We start from the raw sequence: 16,573 nt of genomic DNA, 5'->3' as shown, positions 1-16,573 counted from the left end.
GATGGACAATCTCCAGGAGCTCTTCCACGGCTTCACCATCGCGGTCACCATGCCGCATCTGCTGCTGATGGCGATCGGCGTGCTGCTCGGCATTCTCGTCGGCGTGCTGCCGGGGCTGGGCGCACCGAACGGGGTGTCGCTGCTATTGCCGCTGACTTTCGGCATGCAGCCGGTCTCGGCGATCATCCTGCTCTCCAGCATGTATTGGGGCGCGCTGTTCGGTGGCTCGGTGACCTCGATTCTCTTCAACATTCCCGGCGAGCCGTCGTCGGTTGCGACCACCTTCGACGGCTACCCGATGGCGCGCGACGGCCGGCCAACGACGGCGCTCGCGACCGCCTTCGGTTCGGCGGCGTTCGGCGCGCTGATCGGCGTCATCCTGATCACCTTCCTCGCATCCTGGGTGGCGCAGGTTGCGCTCGCGTTCGGGCCGGCCGAGTATTTTGCGGTCTATTTCCTGGCCTTCGCCAGCTTCGTCGGCATGGGCGGCGCGGCGCCGATCAAGACCGTCGTGGCGCTGGCGATCGGCTTTGCGATCGCCGCGATCGGCATCGACACCGTGTCCGGCAGCGTGCGCCTCACCATGGGCGTCGACGAGCTCGTCAAGGGCGTGAGCTTCGTCGTCGCCGTGATGGGCCTGTTCGGCATCGGCGAGCTGCTGGTCGCCGTCGAAGAGGAGTTTCATGCCCGCGCGGTGTCTTCCAAGATCGACTGGCGCGAGGTGTTTCGCGCGGTCGGCCGTCTGCCGCGGCATGCCGTGGCGCTGCTGCGCAGCGCTGCGATCGGGTGCTGGATGGGGATCACGCCGGGCGGCCCGACCGCGGCATCCTTCATGAGCTACGGCATCGCCCGCCGCTTCTCGCGCCGCGGCCGATACTTCGGCACGGGTGAGGTCGAAGGCATCATCTCGCCGGAGACCGCCGACCATGCCGCCGGCACCAGCGCGTTACTTCCGATGCTCTCGCTCGGCATTCCCGGCTCGGCGACCGCGGCAGTCATGATGGGCGGGCTGATGATCTGGGGTCTCAATCCCGGGCCGATGCTGTTCGTCGACAGTAAGGATTTCGTCTGGGGGCTGATCGCCTCGATGTATGTCGGCAACATCGTCGCGGTCGCACTGGTGCTGCTCACCGTTCCGGTCTTCGCAGCCTTGATGCGGATTCCCTTCGTGGTGATCGCGCCCCTGATCGTGATCATCTGCGTCGTCGGCGCCTATTCGGTGTCGAACTCCTATCTCGACGTCGTCATGATGCTCGGCTTCGGGATCGTCGGCTATCTCTTCAAGAAGCTCTTCTATCCGCTGGCGCCGCTCGTGCTCGCGATCGTCATCGGCGACAAGGCCGAGGATGCGTTCCGGCAGTCGATGCTGATCTCCAAGGGATCACTCGGAATCTTCTTTGCAAACAAGCTGGTGACGTGCCTGATCGTTGCCGGGATCGCGCTGTTGCTGCTTCCGCTCGTGCTGCAGCTTGCGCGGCTCTGGCGCAAACCCGAGCCGTCTACCGATCGGACGACAGCTGAGGAAAAGGTGATCATATGACAAAGCCGCTGATTGTATTGGCAATGGGAGATCCCGCCGGCATCAGCCCCGAGCTGACGGCGAAGCTCACGGTGCAGGACGACATCCGCGCTCGCAGCAGGCTCGTCGTGATCGGTGACCGCCGCATCTTTGACGAAGGTGCGCGCGTCGCTGGCGTCAAGCCGGAGCTGGCGACGGTGGAGCAGGGGTCCGACCTTCGCGCAGCGGACGGCGAGACGCTGTTCGTCGATCTCGGTCATCTCGATCCCGCCGAGGTCGAGCGGGGATCCGCGAGCCTTGCCGGCGGCAGGTTTGCGCTCGCCAATTATCGATATGCGCTCGAGCTCGGCCGCGACGGACGCGTCGATGCGGTCTGCTTCACCCCTTTCAACAAGCAGGCGATGCGCCTTGCCCGCGCCGAGTACGATGACGAGATCGCGTTCTCCGCCGAGGTGGTCGGCCTCAAGACCGCGGCGAGCGAGTTCAACGTGCTGGACCGGCTCTGGAATGCACGCGTCACCTCCCATATCCCACTCAAGGACGTCGCTGCAAAGCTGTCCAACGAGCGCATCCATCGCGCGCTCAGGTTGACCGATGCCTGCATGCGCAATGCCGGCTTTGCGCGACCGCGCATCGCGGTCGCGGGTCTCAATCCGCATGCCGGCGACGGTGGCAATTTCGGCCGCGAGGAGATCGATGTCATCGCGCCCGTGGTCGCAGCGGCTCAGCGCGAGGGCATCGCCGCGGAGGGACCGTTTCCCGCCGATACCGTGTTCCTGCGCGCCAAGGGCGGCGCCTTCGATGCGGTGCTGACGATGTATCACGACCAGGGGCAGATCGCGATGAAGCTGATGGGCTTCGATCGCGGCGTGACCCTGCTCGGGGGCTTCCCATTCCCGATCTGCACGCCCGCGCACGGCACCGCCTACGACATCGCAGGGCAGGGCATCGCATCAATCGGCGCCAGCCGCGCCGCGATGCTGCTCGCCGCGGAGATGGCCGCGCGTTACGACGCCAGATCGAGCTGACGGCAAATCAGGTGAGCGAGCCAGGCAGTTCGTCTGCAAACCGTTTCGCGATCATCTGTTGCGGCACTGAACGCGCTCTCACCATTCGTGGGCCAACCGCGAACCACCGATACGGTGATACTCGGAAAGAAAATGATCGTTCGGCAGATGTCCGTCTTCGTTGCGCGAATATTCCCTCTTAAGGCCGTTGAGAAAGAACATTTCGTGTGCGCGCGCGTGCTTGGCCTCGACAGGGCCGCGCGATTCCAGGTCGAATAGCCCGTGGACGTGCCCGGCCACGGTTTCGGAGACGTTGATCCGGCCAGCGACCCCGAACGCTTCCATGAACCACGCGGTGTTGACCGCATCACCCCATATGTCGAAGGTCATTCTGCGGTTGCCGACGACACCGGAAATGACCGGTCCGGTATGGATTCCGATGCGCAATTGCAGGGCGTGTTCGCCCATCGCTTCACATTCCGCTCTCAGGTGGTCGAGCTGCGCCCGCATCTCCAACGCCGCGAGGCAGACATCGATCGAGTGCCGCCGGTCGGGCGAAATAACGCCCGCAACCGCCATGTAGGCATCGCCCATGGTCTTGACCTTCTCCAGACCGTGTCGGGCACCGATTTCGTCCAGGGCCGAGAAATATTCGTCGAGGAGATGGATGAGCCTGGCTGGCTCGGTCCGTTCGGCGAGCAGCGTAAAGCCTTGAATATCCGCGAACAGAATGGTGGCCGACCGGGTGTATTTCGGCTGAACTCTGCCGCGTCGTGTCAGCTCGTCGGCAATCGGCGCCGGCAAGACGTTGCGCAGTAGTTCCTCGGCGCGTGCTCGCTCGGCGGCGGCCTCGAGGCGTGCTTGCTCCAGTGCTTGATGGTCTGGCGATCCTCGATCAGCTTCCGGCGGAGTTCCAGTTGCGCCAGCACCTGATGCGACAGCATTCGAAGAGCTTCCGTCTGCTCGAAGGACAGTTGCCTCGGCTCGAAGTCCATCACGCAAAGCGTTCCGAGCGCATAACCTTCATCGGTGATCAGCGGCATGCCGCAATAGAATCGGCAGGATGGCTTCAGTGAGACCATCGGGCTGTTTTCGAAACGCGGATCCTGTTTCAGGTCGGGAACGACGAGCAGTTCGGTGCCACAAATCGTCGTTGTGCAGACAGCGTTCTCGCGCGGAGCGTCGGTGACTTCGGCCGGCAGACCATATCGTGCCTTGAGCCAGCGCCGCTCGTCGTCGATGAAGCTGATGTAGGAGACCGGGCAGCCGCAGAGCTGCGCCGCGAGTTCGGCGATTTCGTCATAAGCAACTTCCGGCGCGCTATCGACGATGTCGAGCGCGCGCAGGGCGGCCAACCTCTCAGCTTCGTTTGTGGGTGCCGGTGACGGCATGCTGGTCTCCGCGGCGGAGAACCTCGGTGGGTCCCGCCTTCCGGAAATCGAGCGGACGACCACCCCGTTCATTTGGGGCGTGCTGTGCGCGTGACAAGTGGCGTTGACCGGCTCCTCGGCCGGTTCCACCGTCGCGCAATGCATGCGCTCGCTTCCTTGTACACGGAACTTTGCGGAGGGTTTCATCCCCGCTGGAAAGCGACGCATCGCAACAACGAGCCGTGGAGGGATCGCCATGACCAGCGATGCCAGCGCAACTCTATCCATTCGCCCGTCGGTCGATTGGCACGACGATTGTGGGCCTCGCTTGCAGATCCGGCGCTACTTCGCGATCGGCGTCGTCAACTCCTTGTCGGTCGTATCCACCACGAAGACGGCAAGCAGTTTCGCAGGCTCGGTATCGCTGGCGTTGGCGCTGACGGCGTGGCGGTCGCCGGGCCGCTCGGAGAAGTTCTCTCCCTTGTGAAAGACCTTGGCGGGGCCATCATTGACCTGACTGCGGATCGCGCCTTCCAGGACCGTGGCATAAATGAAGGCGGACGGCGCGTGAATGTGGGCGGGTGAGGAGCCTCCGGGGCCATACTCGACCAGCACGCCCTTCATGCTCTTGCCGGGGACGTTGGGCAGAGCCTGGTCGAACACGACCGTTACCTTTGCCAATGGCGCTGCCGGCTCGGCTGCATGAGCCGTCAGCAACGTGGCAGCATAAACCGCTGTAGCGATCAGCAATCTGCGCATGGGATGTCCTTCACTGCGGTGGTGGTCGTGATTACAAGTCTCACAGGCCGGCGAGCCATGTTGCGAGCGGCGTTTTCCCGAGCCGCGCCTCGCCGAGCGGGTTCAGCGATGTGTCGTCGATGGGTGCGCCGTAATACGGCGCCTTCGGATCTCCGACCACGGGACGTGTGTCGCCGGCCGCCTTCAGGCGGCGTGCGATGAATTCATTGAAGGGGGCCTTCTCAGGTCCAGCGATGTCGATCGTACCGTTGAGCGGCCGGTCCGTTGCGACCTCCGCGAGGCGAGCAACGACGTCATCGGCTGCGATCGGCTGAAACTGGGCCGTGGGAACGACGATTTTCCCCTCGAGCACGCTTGTTTCGGCAATGGCGCCGAGGAATTCAAAGAACTGAGTGGCGCGCACGATCGAGTAGGGGACCGAAGAGGACTTGATGATGGTCTCCTGGGCGAGCTTGGCACGGAAATAGGCGTTGTCGGGCGACCGCTCGGTGCCGACGATCGACAGGGCCACGTGATGCTTCACCGCCGCAGCAGCCTCTGCCGCGACGAGATTTTGGCTCGAACGCTGGAAGAAATCGAGCACGGCGGCCGGCTCCCAGGACGGCGCATTGGCGACGTCAACGACAACATCGGCGCCGGCCAGCGCGGCAGCGAGACCTTCCCCAGTCACGGCATTCACACCTGATTTAGGTGAGGCGGCCACCGCCTCATGGCTCTGCTGCTTGAGCCTGGCCACTAGCTTGGATCCGATCAATCCGGTCCCGCCGATCACAACGATCTTCATGGCATATCTCCTCGGTATTGTACGAGCGCGAGATCATCAACGCCAATGCGAACTCGCGCTCTCACGTCGATGAACGTGATGCGAAGCGACTCTACGCGACCATTGGCGCGGGGCTCTTGCCTGTAACGAGCGTGGCTTGCCGGAAAATGCTTCAGAAGCCGGGGTGCGATCTTACAAAACCTCTAAGGGATCATCCCTCGTGCTGTGAACACAACCTGCGATGATCGCAGATTGCCAGTGTTTTGCCCGACGTGTCAAAGCGTTGTGACGGCCCCCTAAGAACAGCAAGGAAGCCTCGTCGGAAAACACCAATGAAAGCAACCCCTTGCTACTGTGCATGGGGTTGTTTTCGCGTGTTTTGATAGGGGCGGGCTACCCTTCCGATTTTGCGGGGCGCTTCACGCCCCGCAGACGATCACGCCGTACCAGCCGAGCCCACGATAGGTTTCATAGCCCGGGGTGGCATGGAATGCGACCAGCGCACCGGTGCGGTCGTGATAGAAGCCGGAGCGCTGGCCGTTCAGCGAGATCGAGAGGCGCTCGCTGAGGATGCCCTGGCCGTCGGAGGCGGCAATCACGCGAAGATTCGAATCGACCAGCAGCACGCGGGCCTTGTCGCCGTCGCCGACGCGCACGCCCTGAACGATGGCGCGGGCCTGCGGCTCCCAGTCGAAATGGATGGCGAGCACGCCGATCGGCGCGCCGTGGGCCTGGCCGCCGGCGCGGACGCTGGCGCAATAGGTCGCGACCTGCGCGTTGCCGAGCAGCGGTTGGTTCTCGACGTCACCGGCGACATAGTCGTCGCCGGAGCGCAAGGATCGCGCCTCGCGAAACCATTTGGTGTGGGCGACGTTCTGACCGACGACGCGGAAGCGGTCGGCGCGGCCATTGGCGATGACGTTGCCGTCGAGGTGGCAGAGCCAGAGGTCGAGATAGACGGTGTAGGCCCCGAGGATCACACCGAGGCGCTGCGAGGCGTGGTTTACAGCCGCCGCGCTCGGCGAAGCCGCGCAATCGACCACGGCGGAGTCGGTCGCCCACCAGCGCACGTCGCAGGTGCGCTCATAGAGGTTGCGGTCGATCAGCTCGATGGCGTTGAGCGACAGGTCGACCATGCGCTCGCCGCGCGAGCGCTGGCTCATGCGGTCGATCGAGGCGACGAGATCGCCGGTTCGTTTTGTCAGCTGTGTCTCGAGCTCGCGGGCGATGGTCTCGACCTGCTGGCCGACGCCGCGCACCTCCTGCGCCACCACCGCAAAGCCCGCACCTTGCGCGCCGGCGCGCGAGCTCTCGATCAGCGCGTTCAGGGCCAGCATCTTCATCTGGTTGGTGATCTGCTGGATCGCCTTGGTCTTGTCGACCGCGATCTGGTTGACCTCCGCAGTCAGGCGGTTGATCAGCGCGGAGATGTCGGAATCATCATCAGCGGGTTCGGTGGTGGTCGGCTTGGCTTTCAGACCCAGCGCAGCGGACATCGGGGAGCTTCCCTTGGCAATGAGGTCTGATCTGCAATGAACCCAGGACAACAAATTACAGATCGAATACGATTCGTTTTCGAGGATTCCGCCTAACGCCCGCTTAATTTGCTGTTTTGCGGATTGCCTAAATGATAGTCACCCGTGCCGCCAGGACGGCTCATCCACCGCTTTGTGCCTGGTGACCGTTGCAAAATCCGGCGGCTTGCCGGCCAATCCGCCAGTGACCCGGACGCCTTGCGTGCTCGTCCGGCCCCCCGAGTTCCCAAGATCGCTCTCGAATCATGACGCCACCCGCCACTGCCTTGCCCGTCGAAGCGCCCCAGGCGTTCCTGGGGGTGACGCGCTCGCTCACCGACAAGCTCTGGCGTGACCGGCTCGACGGGCGCGGGGCGGCCAAGGCGCTTGCGATCGTGCAGCGGCACCAATTGCCGGAGCTGCTGGCGCGGGTGCTGGCCGGCCGTGGCGTCGACATCGACACCGTGCCGGATTTCCTTGATCCGACCATCCGAAAACTGCTGCCGGACCCGTTCACGGTGACGGAGATGGAAGCCGCTGCCCAGCGGATCGCGGATGCCGCAACGAAGGGCGAGAAGGTCGCGATCTTCGGCGACTACGACGTCGACGGCGCGACATCGGCGGCGCTGCTCGCCTGGCATCTACGCCATTGCGGCCTCGATCCGCTGATCCACATTCCCGACCGCATCTTCGAGGGCTACGGCCCGAACACCGAAGCAGTGCGCACGCTCGCTGCGAAGGGCGCCACGCTGCTTGTCACCGTCGATTGCGGCACCACCAGTATCGAGCCGCTGGCCGAGGCGAAACGCCTCGGCATGTCCGTCGTCGTGATCGACCACCACCAATGCGGCCTCGATCTGCCCGAGGTCGATGCGCTGGTCAATCCGAACCGCTCTGACGATCTCTCGGGCCTTGGCCATCTCGCCGCCGTTGGCCTCGTGCTGGTGACGCTGGTCGCCGTCAATCGCGAGCTGCGTCAGCGCGGTTTCTGGAGCGTCGAGATGCCCGAGCCCGATCTGCTCGGCATGCTGCATCACGTCGCACTCGGCACCGTCGCCGATGTCGCCCCGCTGATCGGTCTCAACCGCGCTTTCGTCGCAAAAGGACTGATCGCGATGCGGCGGCGCGACCATGTCGGCCATACCGCGCTGATGGACGTGGCGCGGCTCAACGGTCCGCCGGAGGCCTGGCATCTCGGCTTCATGCTGGGGCCGCGCGTCAATGCCGGCGGCCGCATCGGCCGTGCCGATCTCGGTGTGCGGCTCTTGCTCGAAGGCGACAGCGTCGAGGCCGCGCGCATCGCCGCCGAGCTCGACCGCCTCAACAGCGAACGCCGCATCATCGAACAGGCGGCGGAAGCGCAGGCGGAAGCCGAGGCGATCGCCTCGATCGGGCTGGAAGACAAGCTCGGCGTGATCGTCACGGCCTCCGAAGGCTGGCATCCCGGCGTGGTCGGCCTCGTCGCCTCCCGGTTGAAGGAGAAGTTTTCCCGGCCTGCTTTTGCCATCGCGCTCGAGCCCGGCGGAATCGGCACCGGCTCGGGCCGCTCGATCGCCGGTGTCGATCTCGGCAAGGCGGTGCGGCAGGCTGTCACTGATGGCATTCTGCTCAAGGGCGGCGGCCACGCGATGGCTGCGGGCGTCACGCTGCGCAAGGAGAAGCTCGCCGAATTCCGCGCCTATCTGGAGAACGCGCTGGCGCGCGACGTCGCGGAGGCGCGGCACGTCAACGAGCTCCATGTCGACGGCGCGGTCTCCGCACGCGCGGTGACGCCGGAACTTGCGACCACCCTCAACCGCGCCGGGCCGTTCGGCAGCGGCAATCCGGAGCCGGTGCTGGCCCTGCCGGCGCACCAGCTCGTCTATGCCGACGAGGTCGGGCAGGCGCATTTGAGGCTGCGCTTCAAATCCGGCGACGGCGCCATCGTCAACGGCATCGCGTTCCGTTCGGTCGGCCAGAAGCTCGGCAATGCGCTGCTCGCCAACCGCGGTCAGCAAATGCATGTCGCGGGATCATTGTCGGTCGATCGCTACCAGGGCGTCGAGCGTGTGCAATTCCGCGTCGTCGACATCGCGCTACCGGACCAGGGGCCATCCGTGATTAGATAGCGGCCGCAAACAACAAAAAAGCAAAAAAGAAAGGGAGTGAACATGGCAGGGCAGGTTGAGGGCAAGATCGCGCTGGTGACGGGCGGCGCCTCCGGCATCGGTGAGGCCATCGTCGAGCTGTTCGCGCGCGAGGGCGCCACCGTCGTTGCAACCGACATCGACGAGCTGCGCGGCCCCGAGCTTGCCAAGCGCATCACCAAGGCCGGCGGCAAGGCGATTTTCCTGGAGCAGGATGTCACCAGCGAGGAGCGCTGGATCGAGGTCGTCGCCGAAGTCGGAAAGCGCTATGGCCGGCTCGACGTCATGGTCTCCAATGCCGGCATCGGCATCTCCGTGCCCTCGATCGTCGACATGACGCTGGCCGACTGGCGCAAGCAGAACGCGATCAACCTCGATGGCGTGTTCCTCTCGGTCAAGCACTGCCTGCCTTTGATGCGCAAGACCGGTGGAGGCTCGATCGTGATGATGTCGTCACTGGCGGGTCTGCGCGGCGCGCCCGGGCTGTCGGCCTATTCGGCCACCAAGGGCGGCGTGCGGCTGTTCGCCAAATCGATCGCGATGGAGTGCGCGGCGGCCGGCGACGGCATCCGCGTCAACTCGGTGCATCCCGGCATCATCGACACGCCGATCTGGGGCAAGATCCCGACCGGCGCGACCGGTGCCGGCCACAACGCGCCGATCGATCCGGAGGAGCGCGCCAAGGTCGTCACGCCGCTGGGTCGTGCCGGCCAAGCGGCAGATATCGCCTCCGGCGTGCTCTATCTGGCCTCCGATGCTTCGCGCTACGTCACCGGTAGCGAGCTCGTCATCGATGGCGGCATGAATGCCGGCGGCGTGCCGCGGCGCGCCTGAGGCGCGCAGGGCAGGGTGGCGGTCGCAGGGGCTGACGCGTAGGCGCAGCCCCTGTACAACGCGGGGCAGCTCCGACCGACAGAGGTGTCCTTCGCCATGGCGCACAGCCTTCATTCGTCTTCTTCCGCGCCCGAGCCCGTTCGCTCGAATAGGCCGGACCTCGCCACCGATGCGATCCGCACCGTGCGCGAGGATCTTGCCGCCTGCTTCCGCATGGCCGCGCGCAACGGTTTTGAGGAAGGCATCTGCAATCACTTCTCGGCCGTGGTGCCGGGGCATGACGATCTCTTCCTGGTCAACCCTTATGGCTACGCCTTCCGCGAGCTGACCGCGTCAAAGCTGCTGATCTGCGACTTCCACGGCAACGTGCTCGACGGCGAGGGCCTGCCCGAGGCGACCGCCTTCTACATCCATGCCGAGATGCACAAGCGCCTGCCGCGCGCCAAGGTCGCCTTCCACACCCACATGCCCTATGCGACGGCGCTCTCAATGACCGAGGGCGAGCCCCTGATCTGGGCCGGCCAGACCGCGCTGAAATTCTACGGCCGCACCGCGGTCGACCGCGACTATAACGGCCTCGCGCTCGACAACCGCGAAGGCGCGCGCATCGCGTCCGCCGTCGGCGATGCCGATATCGTCTTCATGAAGCATCACGGCGTGATGGTGCTGGCCCCGACCATCGCTGAAGCCTGGGACGATCTTTATTACCTCGAACGCGCCGCCGAGGTGCAGGTGCTGGCGATGTCGACGGGACGAAAGGTGCTGCCGGTCGATCCTGCGGTTGCGGCCGAAACTTACAGGCAGATGCGCGAAGGCGATTCCGAATCCGCGCGGCTGCATCTCGCCGCGATCCGCCGCCAACTCGACGCGGAAGAGCCGCAGTATAGACACTGAGCTTTCAGTAGCGTCATTCCGGGGCGCGCGAAGCGCGAACCCGGAATCCATCCTGCGGCAAGCGAGGCGGAAGAATGGATTCCGGGCTCGCGCCAAGTGGCGCGCCCCGGAATGACGAAGGCAGAGAGCGCGCTTACAATCCCTGCCGCAGCTTCGCCAGCACCTTCAGCCCGCCGTAGCCGTCCGCCGGCGTGATGCCCGCGCGCTGCTGAAAATCCTTCACCGCTTTCATCGTGTCGTTGCCGACGCGGCCGTCGGTGCCGCCGGTGTCGAAGCCGGCCTTGGTCAGGCGCGTCTGCATCTCCTGCACCTCGGCGAGCGTCAGCACGCGCTCGGAGCCTGGGAAGGGCTGAATGAAGGGGGCGCGCCCAGACAACGGTCGCCGAGATGGCAGATCGCCAGCGCATAGTTCATCGAGGGATTGTAGCTCTTCACCGAGTAAAAATTCGGTCCGAGCAGGAAGCTCGGTCCGCCCGTAACAGGCGTCCACAGCTGCGCGGTGGCGTTCGGCTGTGGGAATGGCTGGCCGTCGGCACGGGTGACGCCGGCCGATGCCCAGGCGGCGTAGGTGCGGCTCCCGCTCATGCTGCCGGGCGCGCGCACCTCATAGCCCCAGTGCTCGCCGCGATGCCACTTGCCGCGATTGACGAGATATTTTGCGGTCGAGCCCAGCGCGTCATCGGGCTTGCCGAAGGGCGAGACCTTGCCGTCGCCGTCATAGTCGATGCCGACATTGAGCCAGACTTCCGGCATCCATTGCGAATGGCCCATCGCGCCGGCCCAGGATCCCTGCATCTGCTCCGGCGTGCTCCAGCCCTTGTCGACGATGCGCAGCGCGTTGATCAGCTCGGTCTCCCAATAGGCCTTGCGCCGCGGCTCGTTCCAGGCGAGGGCGGCGAGCGAGGGAAACACCGGCGTCATATGGTTCTGCTGCACCAGCGGATCGCCATAGGCGGACTCGACGCCCCACAAGGCCAGCAGCGTGCCGCGCTCGACGCCGAAATCGCGCTCGATGCGCGCAAGCAGCGCTTCGTTGTTCTTCAGCGCGATCTTGCCGTTGATGATGCGCCAGTCGGAGACGCGGCGGTTGATGTATTGCCAGACCTGCTCGTGGAATTCGGGCTGGTTGCGCATTTGCTTGAACACGCTCATGTCCGGCTCGACCCGCGCCATCGCGCGCTGCCAAGTCGCGGCCGAAATGCCCTTGGCCATCGCCCGTGCGCGAAAGGCTTCGCGCCATTCGTCGAAGCCTGGCGGCGCGGCGAGGGCGCGTCTCGGGAGTGCAAGCAGCGCCGCTGCAGCGAACGTCAAGTGAAGCAGAGCGCGGCGCGTTGGATGGGATGAGGAATCAGCGTGCGTCATGAGCACATTCTAGCCCGAAACATGGCACGTGTGAGTCGGTTCCTAGCACCTGATTTCCGCGCGGCCGGATCAGCCGTTCCGTCGGAACAAACTGTCGCAGTCCTGCATTCCCCCACGACGATGAGGAGGAGAAGATGAGGAAATATCTGGCCGCCATAGCAATCGGGGTGGAATGAAGATTCACGCACATGCGGAAAGCCATGTCGTCGAGCTCGACGACGGATCGCAATGGCAGATCTTTCCCGGCGATCTTGCGACCACGCTGAGCTGGAAGCCCGAAACCGATCTGCACCTGGAGCCTAGCCGCGACCGGGTGAGTTCGCACGTGCTGGTCAATGCCGCAGACCGAACCCGCGTGCGGGTGATTGCCGCAGGCGAAGCCTGGCCCGACGGCGAGGTCAAGAATGTGTTGAAGGGCGGCTAGTCCTCCTGCAACTCGGCCGCGATGCCGGCGAGCCAGCGCCGGATCGTGGTTTCCGCCTTGCCATCCAAACCCAGAGCGAGGCGCTTCTCGAGCGCGATCACCCGCTCGCGGCACGCCTTCAGCAGCGTCGCGCCCCGCGGCGTCAGCGTCCATTGCTGAATGCGGCCGTGGACCGGATGCGGCGTCATCGCGATGGCACCGTCGCGTTCGAGGTTGCGAATGATGACGCCGACGGTCTGGGGAGTCAGGAAAGTGAGGCGGGCGACGTCGGCGCCGGACAGGCCGGGATAGGCGTTGAGCATGGTCAGCACCGCGAATTGCGGCGAGGTCACGCCGAGATCGGCGAGGGTGCGCTCCATTTTCAGCCGGACTGCGGCGTGAGCCTGGCGCAGGAGATAGCCGAGATAGCCTTGCTCGCCGCGCTTGCCTTCGCCGGGCTTAGGAACACGCACGGCGCCGTCGTCCGCGGGCGCCGTGCGCGCGGTTTTCGATCTTGTGATGGCAGCGGTCTTGCGCGACATATCAGAGCTCTTATAGGATATAAGAACACTTACAATAATACGAGGTGAACCGCAATGTCGCACGCCCGCAGCGAATACGAGGATTTCAAGCGCCTGGCGCCAGACGTCTATGATGTGGTGCTGGCGCTCGGTCAGCTTGCGGCCAACGCCGGCCTCGACAAGCAGCTCATCGAGCTCGTCAAGCTGCGCGCCTCGCAGATCAACGGCTGTGCCTTCTGCTTGCAGCATCACGTCCTGCTGTCGGAACGGATCGGCGTTCCCGTCGACAAGCTCCATCTGGTCGCGGTCTGGCGCGAGGCGCCGATCTTTTCCGCGCGCGAGCGCGCGGCGCTGGCCTGGGCGGAGGCGTTGACGCGGCTACCCGGTGGCGTCAGCGAGGAGGTCTATTCGGACGCAACGCGCGAGTTCTCCGAAACCGAGGTGACCTACCTGACCTCGGCGGTCGCCTCGATCAACGTCTGGAACCGGTTTGGCGCGGCCTATCGCTGGACGCCGGCCAAGCGGCCGGCAGCCGCGACCGCTGCGGCATCCTGATCAAGCTGAGGGGAGGTCACGATGACAGCGATGAGTTTTTCCGCCGTGCAGCGTCCGACGCCCTCACGTTCGACGGCGCTCGCGATCATGGCAGGGCTTGCCTGCGCGCTTGCGATCGGCAAGGCGCTGCCGGTGACGATCGACAGTGTGTCAGGCGCGCTGGCGCCGCTCTGCGCTACCGCTGCGGAGAGTTCGCCGCTCGACAAGGTCGAGCCGATCGGCTCCTACGCGCTGCCGAACGTCCCGGGTAAGCGCGTCACCATCGTGCGCGTGTCCTACGGTCCGGGCGGATTTTCGCGGCCGCATCGTCACGCAGGCTCGGTGACGGCCTACATCACCAAGGGCGAGATCCGCTCGCAGCTCGGCGGCGGCCCGGTCGAGACGTTCGGCGTCGGCCAGTCTTTCTTCGAGCCGCCGGGCTCGACGCATTTGGTCTCCGCCAATGCCAGTGCGACCGAGCCTGCAGAGTTGATCGCGGTGTTCGTGGCGGATGAGGGTGCGCAGCTGACAACGTATTTGGAGTAGTGCCTCAACGTCGTCCCGGCCCCCCGCGCGCAATTGCGCGCTAGGCCGGGACGACACCGAATGTGTGGTGAGAGCAATCCGTTTGCACGAGTTGCTCAATTCTCCTCGCCGCTCGATCCCTCGCGCAGGTCCGGCTTGATCACGTCCTCTGGCAGCGTGTGTGCAACGGGCTGCGGAGCGCCTGCGATCTCCGGACCGACCTCGCGGCCGCGGGCGTGGATCAGGCGTTCATAGGCCGAGACCAGCGTGATGTAGGGGCTGACCCAGATCCAGCCGTCGCGGGTGAACACCTGCACATCGAAGTGCAGATGCATCGAGGTGCCAGCGGGATGGTCGAGATAGTTCGAGACCACGCCGATCTTCTCGCCTTCGCTGACGATGCGGCCGTTGACGAGGCCATCGGCGTTCATCGCCTGCGGGTTCATGTGCATGTAGCGGAAGCGGATGTGTTCGGTCCGGCTGTTGACTTGCAGCGTCGCGGCCTGGTCCTTGGCGGTGCGGATCACGATCGCGTCGCGCACGGCGACGACACCGCGCTGCTTGGGATCGCAGGGCTCGCGCCCTTCTGCGGGCGCGGGGCAATCGGCGGCGCGAATGTCCTCGCCCTGGTGGCCGTATCCGCCGGCGCACTGCCAGACCTCGAAGCTGCGGGACTCGCAGAAATTGTCGCGCCAGGGATAGACGGTCGGGCCGTCGCTCTTGTCACGCTTGCCGTAGGATTGCGAGCGCACGAAGGCCGGCGTCTTTTCGAGCGGAAAGCGGATCTGCGCATAGGCCATCACGTTGGGATGGCCGCCTTGCTTGCGATAGCCCGTATTCGGGATGATGTCGCCGCTCGGCCGATAGCTGAAATCCGGCGAACGTGCGGCAGGACGATCGAGGACGTTGGAGGCCACGTCCATCAGAGGCCGCATCCGTTGCCCCCCGGCGACCCGTAGCGCCTTCAGGAAGCGTTCTGCGACCGGATAGGCTTCCTTGCAGGCGAGCCGCCGCGGTCTTGCGACGCTGTCGAGGCACTGGACCGACACCACATAGGCGACACCGAAGCGCGTGAAGGCGTAGCGCACATAGCCTTCCCGTATGAACCTGCGCAGTCCGGGTAGAGTGCGGCCAGAGGTTTGATCTGCTCGCCCTTGCCCCCTGAGGGATCGGCGATGTCATAGACGAGCGCCGATCCCGTGATCTGCACCTCGACCGGCCTTGCAAACACCCGGCTCGGCATGCCGTCGCCGGCGCCAGGTTCGAACGAGAAGGTCGCGTTGTAGCCGGCGGGACCGGCGTCGAACATGTCGACGGGATTGAAGTCAGCCTGGTAGCGCGACAGCGCTGTTGTAGCCGGCGCACCGTTGCGCTGCGCCTCGAGGTACGCGGCGGCGTCGAACGGCAGCAGCACGGGCACGGGGCTGCGGGCGATACCGGTGAAGAATTGCGAGGAGACCGCGTTGAGCTGCACCAGCGCAGGCATCGCGCGCGGATCAAAGCGCGGCACCGAACGGCGGGGTGCGAAAATGAAATCGTCCGCGACGCGGGGACGAGTGGTGATCTCGGAGCGGAGTTGGTCCAGCGCTGCGCGCCAATCGACGCGCAGGGCCGTGAGCGAGGGGCTGCGGAATTCATCCGCAGCCAGCGGGGTGGCAATGAGGAGCGAAAGCGACGCCAGAAGTTGCGAGACAAAGCGGAAACCGTTCCCAACCACTGTCTCGCCCCCCGGCGGCACCTGTTGCGATCGCTCTGTTCCCCGTTAGTCCTTGGCGCGTTCGGCGTAGGAGCCGTCTTCGGTCATCACCACGACGCGGGTGCCGACGGTGATGTGCGGCGGCACGGTGGTGCGCACGCCATTGGAGAGCACCGCAGGCTTGTAGGAGGAGGAGGCGGTCTGGCCCTTGGTCACCGGCTCGGTGTCGACCACTTCCAGCGTCACGCGCTGCGGCAGCGCGATCGACACCGGGTTGGTATCGTGCATGGACAGCTTGACCGTCATGCTCTCCTGAAGATACGCAGCCGCGTCGCCGACGACATCCTTGGAGACCTGGACCTGGTCGTAGGTCTCCGGGTTCATGAAGTGGTAGCCGTCACCGTCCTCATAGAGGTAGGTGTAGTTGCGCTCTTCGATCGTGGCCTTTTCGACCTGGTCGGTGGTCTTGTAGCGCTCGGAGATCTTTACCCCGTCCGAGATTCGGCGCATTTCGATCTGGCTGACCGGGGTTCCCTTGCCGGGATGGATGTTCTCGGCGCTCACGACGACATAAAGCTTGCCGTCTTGCTCGATCACGTTGCCCTTGCGAATAGAACTGGCGATGACTCTCAAAGCTGTATTTCCTGCTTGCTTGGCCCGGCACCGGCCAGGACGTGGTCAAATCGATGGGGGACTTGGGGCCTCAAATCGGACCTCGGCGCCCGTTTCGGGCCGCAACATACTGA

Annotated in this window: 15 protein-coding genes and 2 pseudogenes; 8 read left to right on the top strand and 9 right to left on the bottom strand. The window is 64.9% G+C overall.

The annotated features are described in order from the left end of the window. Position 1 precedes the first annotated feature (1 nt). Positions 2 to 1,540, top strand: coding sequence for a tripartite tricarboxylate transporter permease (locus CWO91_RS23385; protein ID WP_130216656.1), 1,539 nt, complete (start codon positions 2 to 4; stop codon positions 1,538 to 1,540). Continuing rightward, positions 1,537 to 2,547, top strand: a complete 1,011-nt coding sequence (locus tag CWO91_RS23380) for a 4-hydroxythreonine-4-phosphate dehydrogenase PdxA (protein WP_130216654.1) — start codon at positions 1,537 to 1,539, stop codon at positions 2,545 to 2,547. The genes CWO91_RS23385 and CWO91_RS23380 overlap by 4 nt, the downstream gene beginning before the upstream one ends. A gap of 78 nt (positions 2,548 to 2,625) precedes the next feature. On the opposite strand, the gene CWO91_RS23375 is transcribed toward CWO91_RS23380, so the two are convergent. From CWO91_RS23375 to CWO91_RS23355, 5 genes are all read right to left on the bottom strand, one after another. Further along, positions 2,626 to 3,330, bottom strand: a complete 705-nt coding sequence (locus CWO91_RS23375) for an adenylate/guanylate cyclase domain-containing protein (protein WP_165405652.1) — start codon at positions 3,328 to 3,330, stop codon at positions 2,626 to 2,628. After that, a complete protein-coding gene (locus CWO91_RS23370) occupies positions 3,303 to 4,184 on the bottom strand; it encodes a GAF domain-containing protein (RefSeq protein WP_130216650.1) in 882 nt (293 codons plus the stop codon). Before CWO91_RS23370 ends, CWO91_RS23375 begins: the two co-directional genes overlap by 28 nt. A 54-nt stretch (positions 4,185 to 4,238) precedes the next feature. Further along, positions 4,239 to 4,655 carry a cupin domain-containing protein gene (locus CWO91_RS23365; protein WP_130216648.1) on the bottom strand — a complete coding sequence of 139 codons (417 nt, stop codon included), beginning with the start codon at positions 4,653 to 4,655 and terminating at the stop codon, positions 4,239 to 4,241. A gap of 40 nt (positions 4,656 to 4,695) precedes the next feature. Further along, positions 4,696 to 5,439, bottom strand: a complete 744-nt coding sequence (locus CWO91_RS23360; protein ID WP_130216646.1) for an SDR family oxidoreductase — start codon at positions 5,437 to 5,439, stop codon at positions 4,696 to 4,698. A gap of 398 nt (positions 5,440 to 5,837) precedes the next feature. Then, positions 5,838 to 6,914 (bottom strand): methyl-accepting chemotaxis protein, encoded by a 1,077-nt coding sequence (locus CWO91_RS23355; RefSeq protein WP_130216644.1) that lies wholly within the window; start codon positions 6,912 to 6,914, stop codon positions 5,838 to 5,840. Positions 6,915 to 7,198: 284 nt separating this feature from the next. Between CWO91_RS23355 and recJ the strand changes: the two genes are divergently transcribed. The 3 genes from recJ to CWO91_RS23340 all read left to right on the top strand — a co-directional run bounded on the left by recJ (position 7,199) and on the right by CWO91_RS23340 (position 10,786). Continuing rightward, positions 7,199 to 9,040: a single-stranded-DNA-specific exonuclease RecJ gene (gene recJ / locus CWO91_RS23350; protein WP_130216642.1), complete on the top strand. Its 1,842-nt coding sequence runs from the start codon at positions 7,199 to 7,201 to the stop codon at positions 9,038 to 9,040. A 42-nt stretch (positions 9,041 to 9,082) separates the two neighbouring features. Further along, positions 9,083 to 9,892, top strand: a complete 810-nt coding sequence (locus CWO91_RS23345) for an SDR family NAD(P)-dependent oxidoreductase (RefSeq protein WP_165405651.1) — start codon at positions 9,083 to 9,085, stop codon at positions 9,890 to 9,892. Between the two features lie 96 nt (positions 9,893 to 9,988). Then, complete coding sequence (locus tag CWO91_RS23340) at positions 9,989 to 10,786, top strand: aldolase (protein WP_130216638.1); 798 nt, start codon at positions 9,989 to 9,991, stop codon at positions 10,784 to 10,786. A 133-nt stretch (positions 10,787 to 10,919) separates the two neighbouring features. On the opposite strand, the pseudogene CWO91_RS23335 reads toward CWO91_RS23340, so the two are convergent. Then, positions 10,920 to 12,148: pseudogene (locus CWO91_RS23335) on the bottom strand (lytic murein transglycosylase). A 172-nt stretch (positions 12,149 to 12,320) separates the two neighbouring features. Here CWO91_RS23335 and CWO91_RS23330 point away from each other — a divergent pair. Beyond that, positions 12,321 to 12,572, top strand: coding sequence for a hypothetical protein (locus CWO91_RS23330; RefSeq protein ID WP_130216636.1), 252 nt, complete (start codon positions 12,321 to 12,323; stop codon positions 12,570 to 12,572). On the opposite strand, the gene CWO91_RS23325 is transcribed toward CWO91_RS23330, so the two are convergent. Next, positions 12,569 to 13,093 carry a MarR family winged helix-turn-helix transcriptional regulator gene (locus CWO91_RS23325; RefSeq protein ID WP_130216634.1) on the bottom strand — a complete coding sequence of 175 codons (525 nt, stop codon included), beginning with the start codon at positions 13,091 to 13,093 and terminating at the stop codon, positions 12,569 to 12,571. The two genes, CWO91_RS23330 and CWO91_RS23325, sit on opposite strands and share 4 nt — an antisense overlap. A 54-nt stretch (positions 13,094 to 13,147) precedes the next feature. Between CWO91_RS23325 and CWO91_RS23320 the strand changes: the two genes are divergently transcribed. Then, a complete protein-coding gene (locus tag CWO91_RS23320; RefSeq protein ID WP_130216632.1) occupies positions 13,148 to 13,627 on the top strand; it encodes a carboxymuconolactone decarboxylase family protein in 480 nt (159 codons plus the stop codon). A gap of 21 nt (positions 13,628 to 13,648) precedes the next feature. After that, positions 13,649 to 14,152: a cupin domain-containing protein gene (locus tag CWO91_RS23315; RefSeq protein ID WP_130216630.1), complete on the top strand. Its 504-nt coding sequence runs from the start codon at positions 13,649 to 13,651 to the stop codon at positions 14,150 to 14,152. A gap of 95 nt (positions 14,153 to 14,247) precedes the next feature. Here the strand turns inward: CWO91_RS23315 and CWO91_RS23310 are convergent. Next, a pseudogene (locus CWO91_RS23310) lies at positions 14,248 to 15,869 on the bottom strand (M23 family peptidase). A 24-nt stretch (positions 15,870 to 15,893) separates the two neighbouring features. Continuing rightward, positions 15,894 to 16,460 (bottom strand): elongation factor P, encoded by a 567-nt coding sequence (efp, locus tag CWO91_RS23305; RefSeq protein WP_028177546.1) that lies wholly within the window; start codon positions 16,458 to 16,460, stop codon positions 15,894 to 15,896. Positions 16,461 to 16,573: the final 113 nt, after the last annotated feature.

The sequence above is a fragment of the Bradyrhizobium genosp. SA-3 genome (assembly GCF_004212635.1).
Taxonomy (GTDB): Bacteria; Pseudomonadota; Alphaproteobacteria; order Rhizobiales; family Xanthobacteraceae; genus Bradyrhizobium.
This window is presented reverse-complemented; position numbering and strand designations above follow the sequence as displayed.

Coding starts and splice junctions, on each gene's coding strand:
- CWO91_RS23370 (WP_130216650.1), bottom strand. CDS start 4,184: ATGGATAGAGTTGCGCTGGCATCGCTGGTCATGGCGATCCCTCCACGG.
- CWO91_RS23360 (WP_130216646.1), bottom strand. CDS start 5,439: ATGAAGATCGTTGTGATCGGCGGGACCGGATTGATCGGATCCAAGCTA.
- CWO91_RS23385 (WP_130216656.1), top strand. CDS start 2: ATGGACAATCTCCAGGAGCTCTTCCACGGCTTCACCATCGCGGTCACC.
- recJ (WP_130216642.1), top strand. CDS start 7,199: ATGACGCCACCCGCCACTGCCTTGCCCGTCGAAGCGCCCCAGGCGTTC.
- CWO91_RS23365 (WP_130216648.1), bottom strand. CDS start 4,655: ATGCGCAGATTGCTGATCGCTACAGCGGTTTATGCTGCCACGTTGCTG.
- CWO91_RS23340 (WP_130216638.1), top strand. CDS start 9,989: ATGGCGCACAGCCTTCATTCGTCTTCTTCCGCGCCCGAGCCCGTTCGC.
- CWO91_RS23315 (WP_130216630.1), top strand. CDS start 13,649: ATGACAGCGATGAGTTTTTCCGCCGTGCAGCGTCCGACGCCCTCACGT.
- CWO91_RS23325 (WP_130216634.1), bottom strand. CDS start 13,093: ATGTCGCGCAAGACCGCTGCCATCACAAGATCGAAAACCGCGCGCACG.
- CWO91_RS23320 (WP_130216632.1), top strand. CDS start 13,148: ATGTCGCACGCCCGCAGCGAATACGAGGATTTCAAGCGCCTGGCGCCA.
- CWO91_RS23355 (WP_130216644.1), bottom strand. CDS start 6,914: ATGTCCGCTGCGCTGGGTCTGAAAGCCAAGCCGACCACCACCGAACCC.
- CWO91_RS23330 (WP_130216636.1), top strand. CDS start 12,321: ATGAAGATTCACGCACATGCGGAAAGCCATGTCGTCGAGCTCGACGAC.
- CWO91_RS23345 (WP_165405651.1), top strand. CDS start 9,083: ATGGCAGGGCAGGTTGAGGGCAAGATCGCGCTGGTGACGGGCGGCGCC.
- CWO91_RS23380 (WP_130216654.1), top strand. CDS start 1,537: ATGACAAAGCCGCTGATTGTATTGGCAATGGGAGATCCCGCCGGCATC.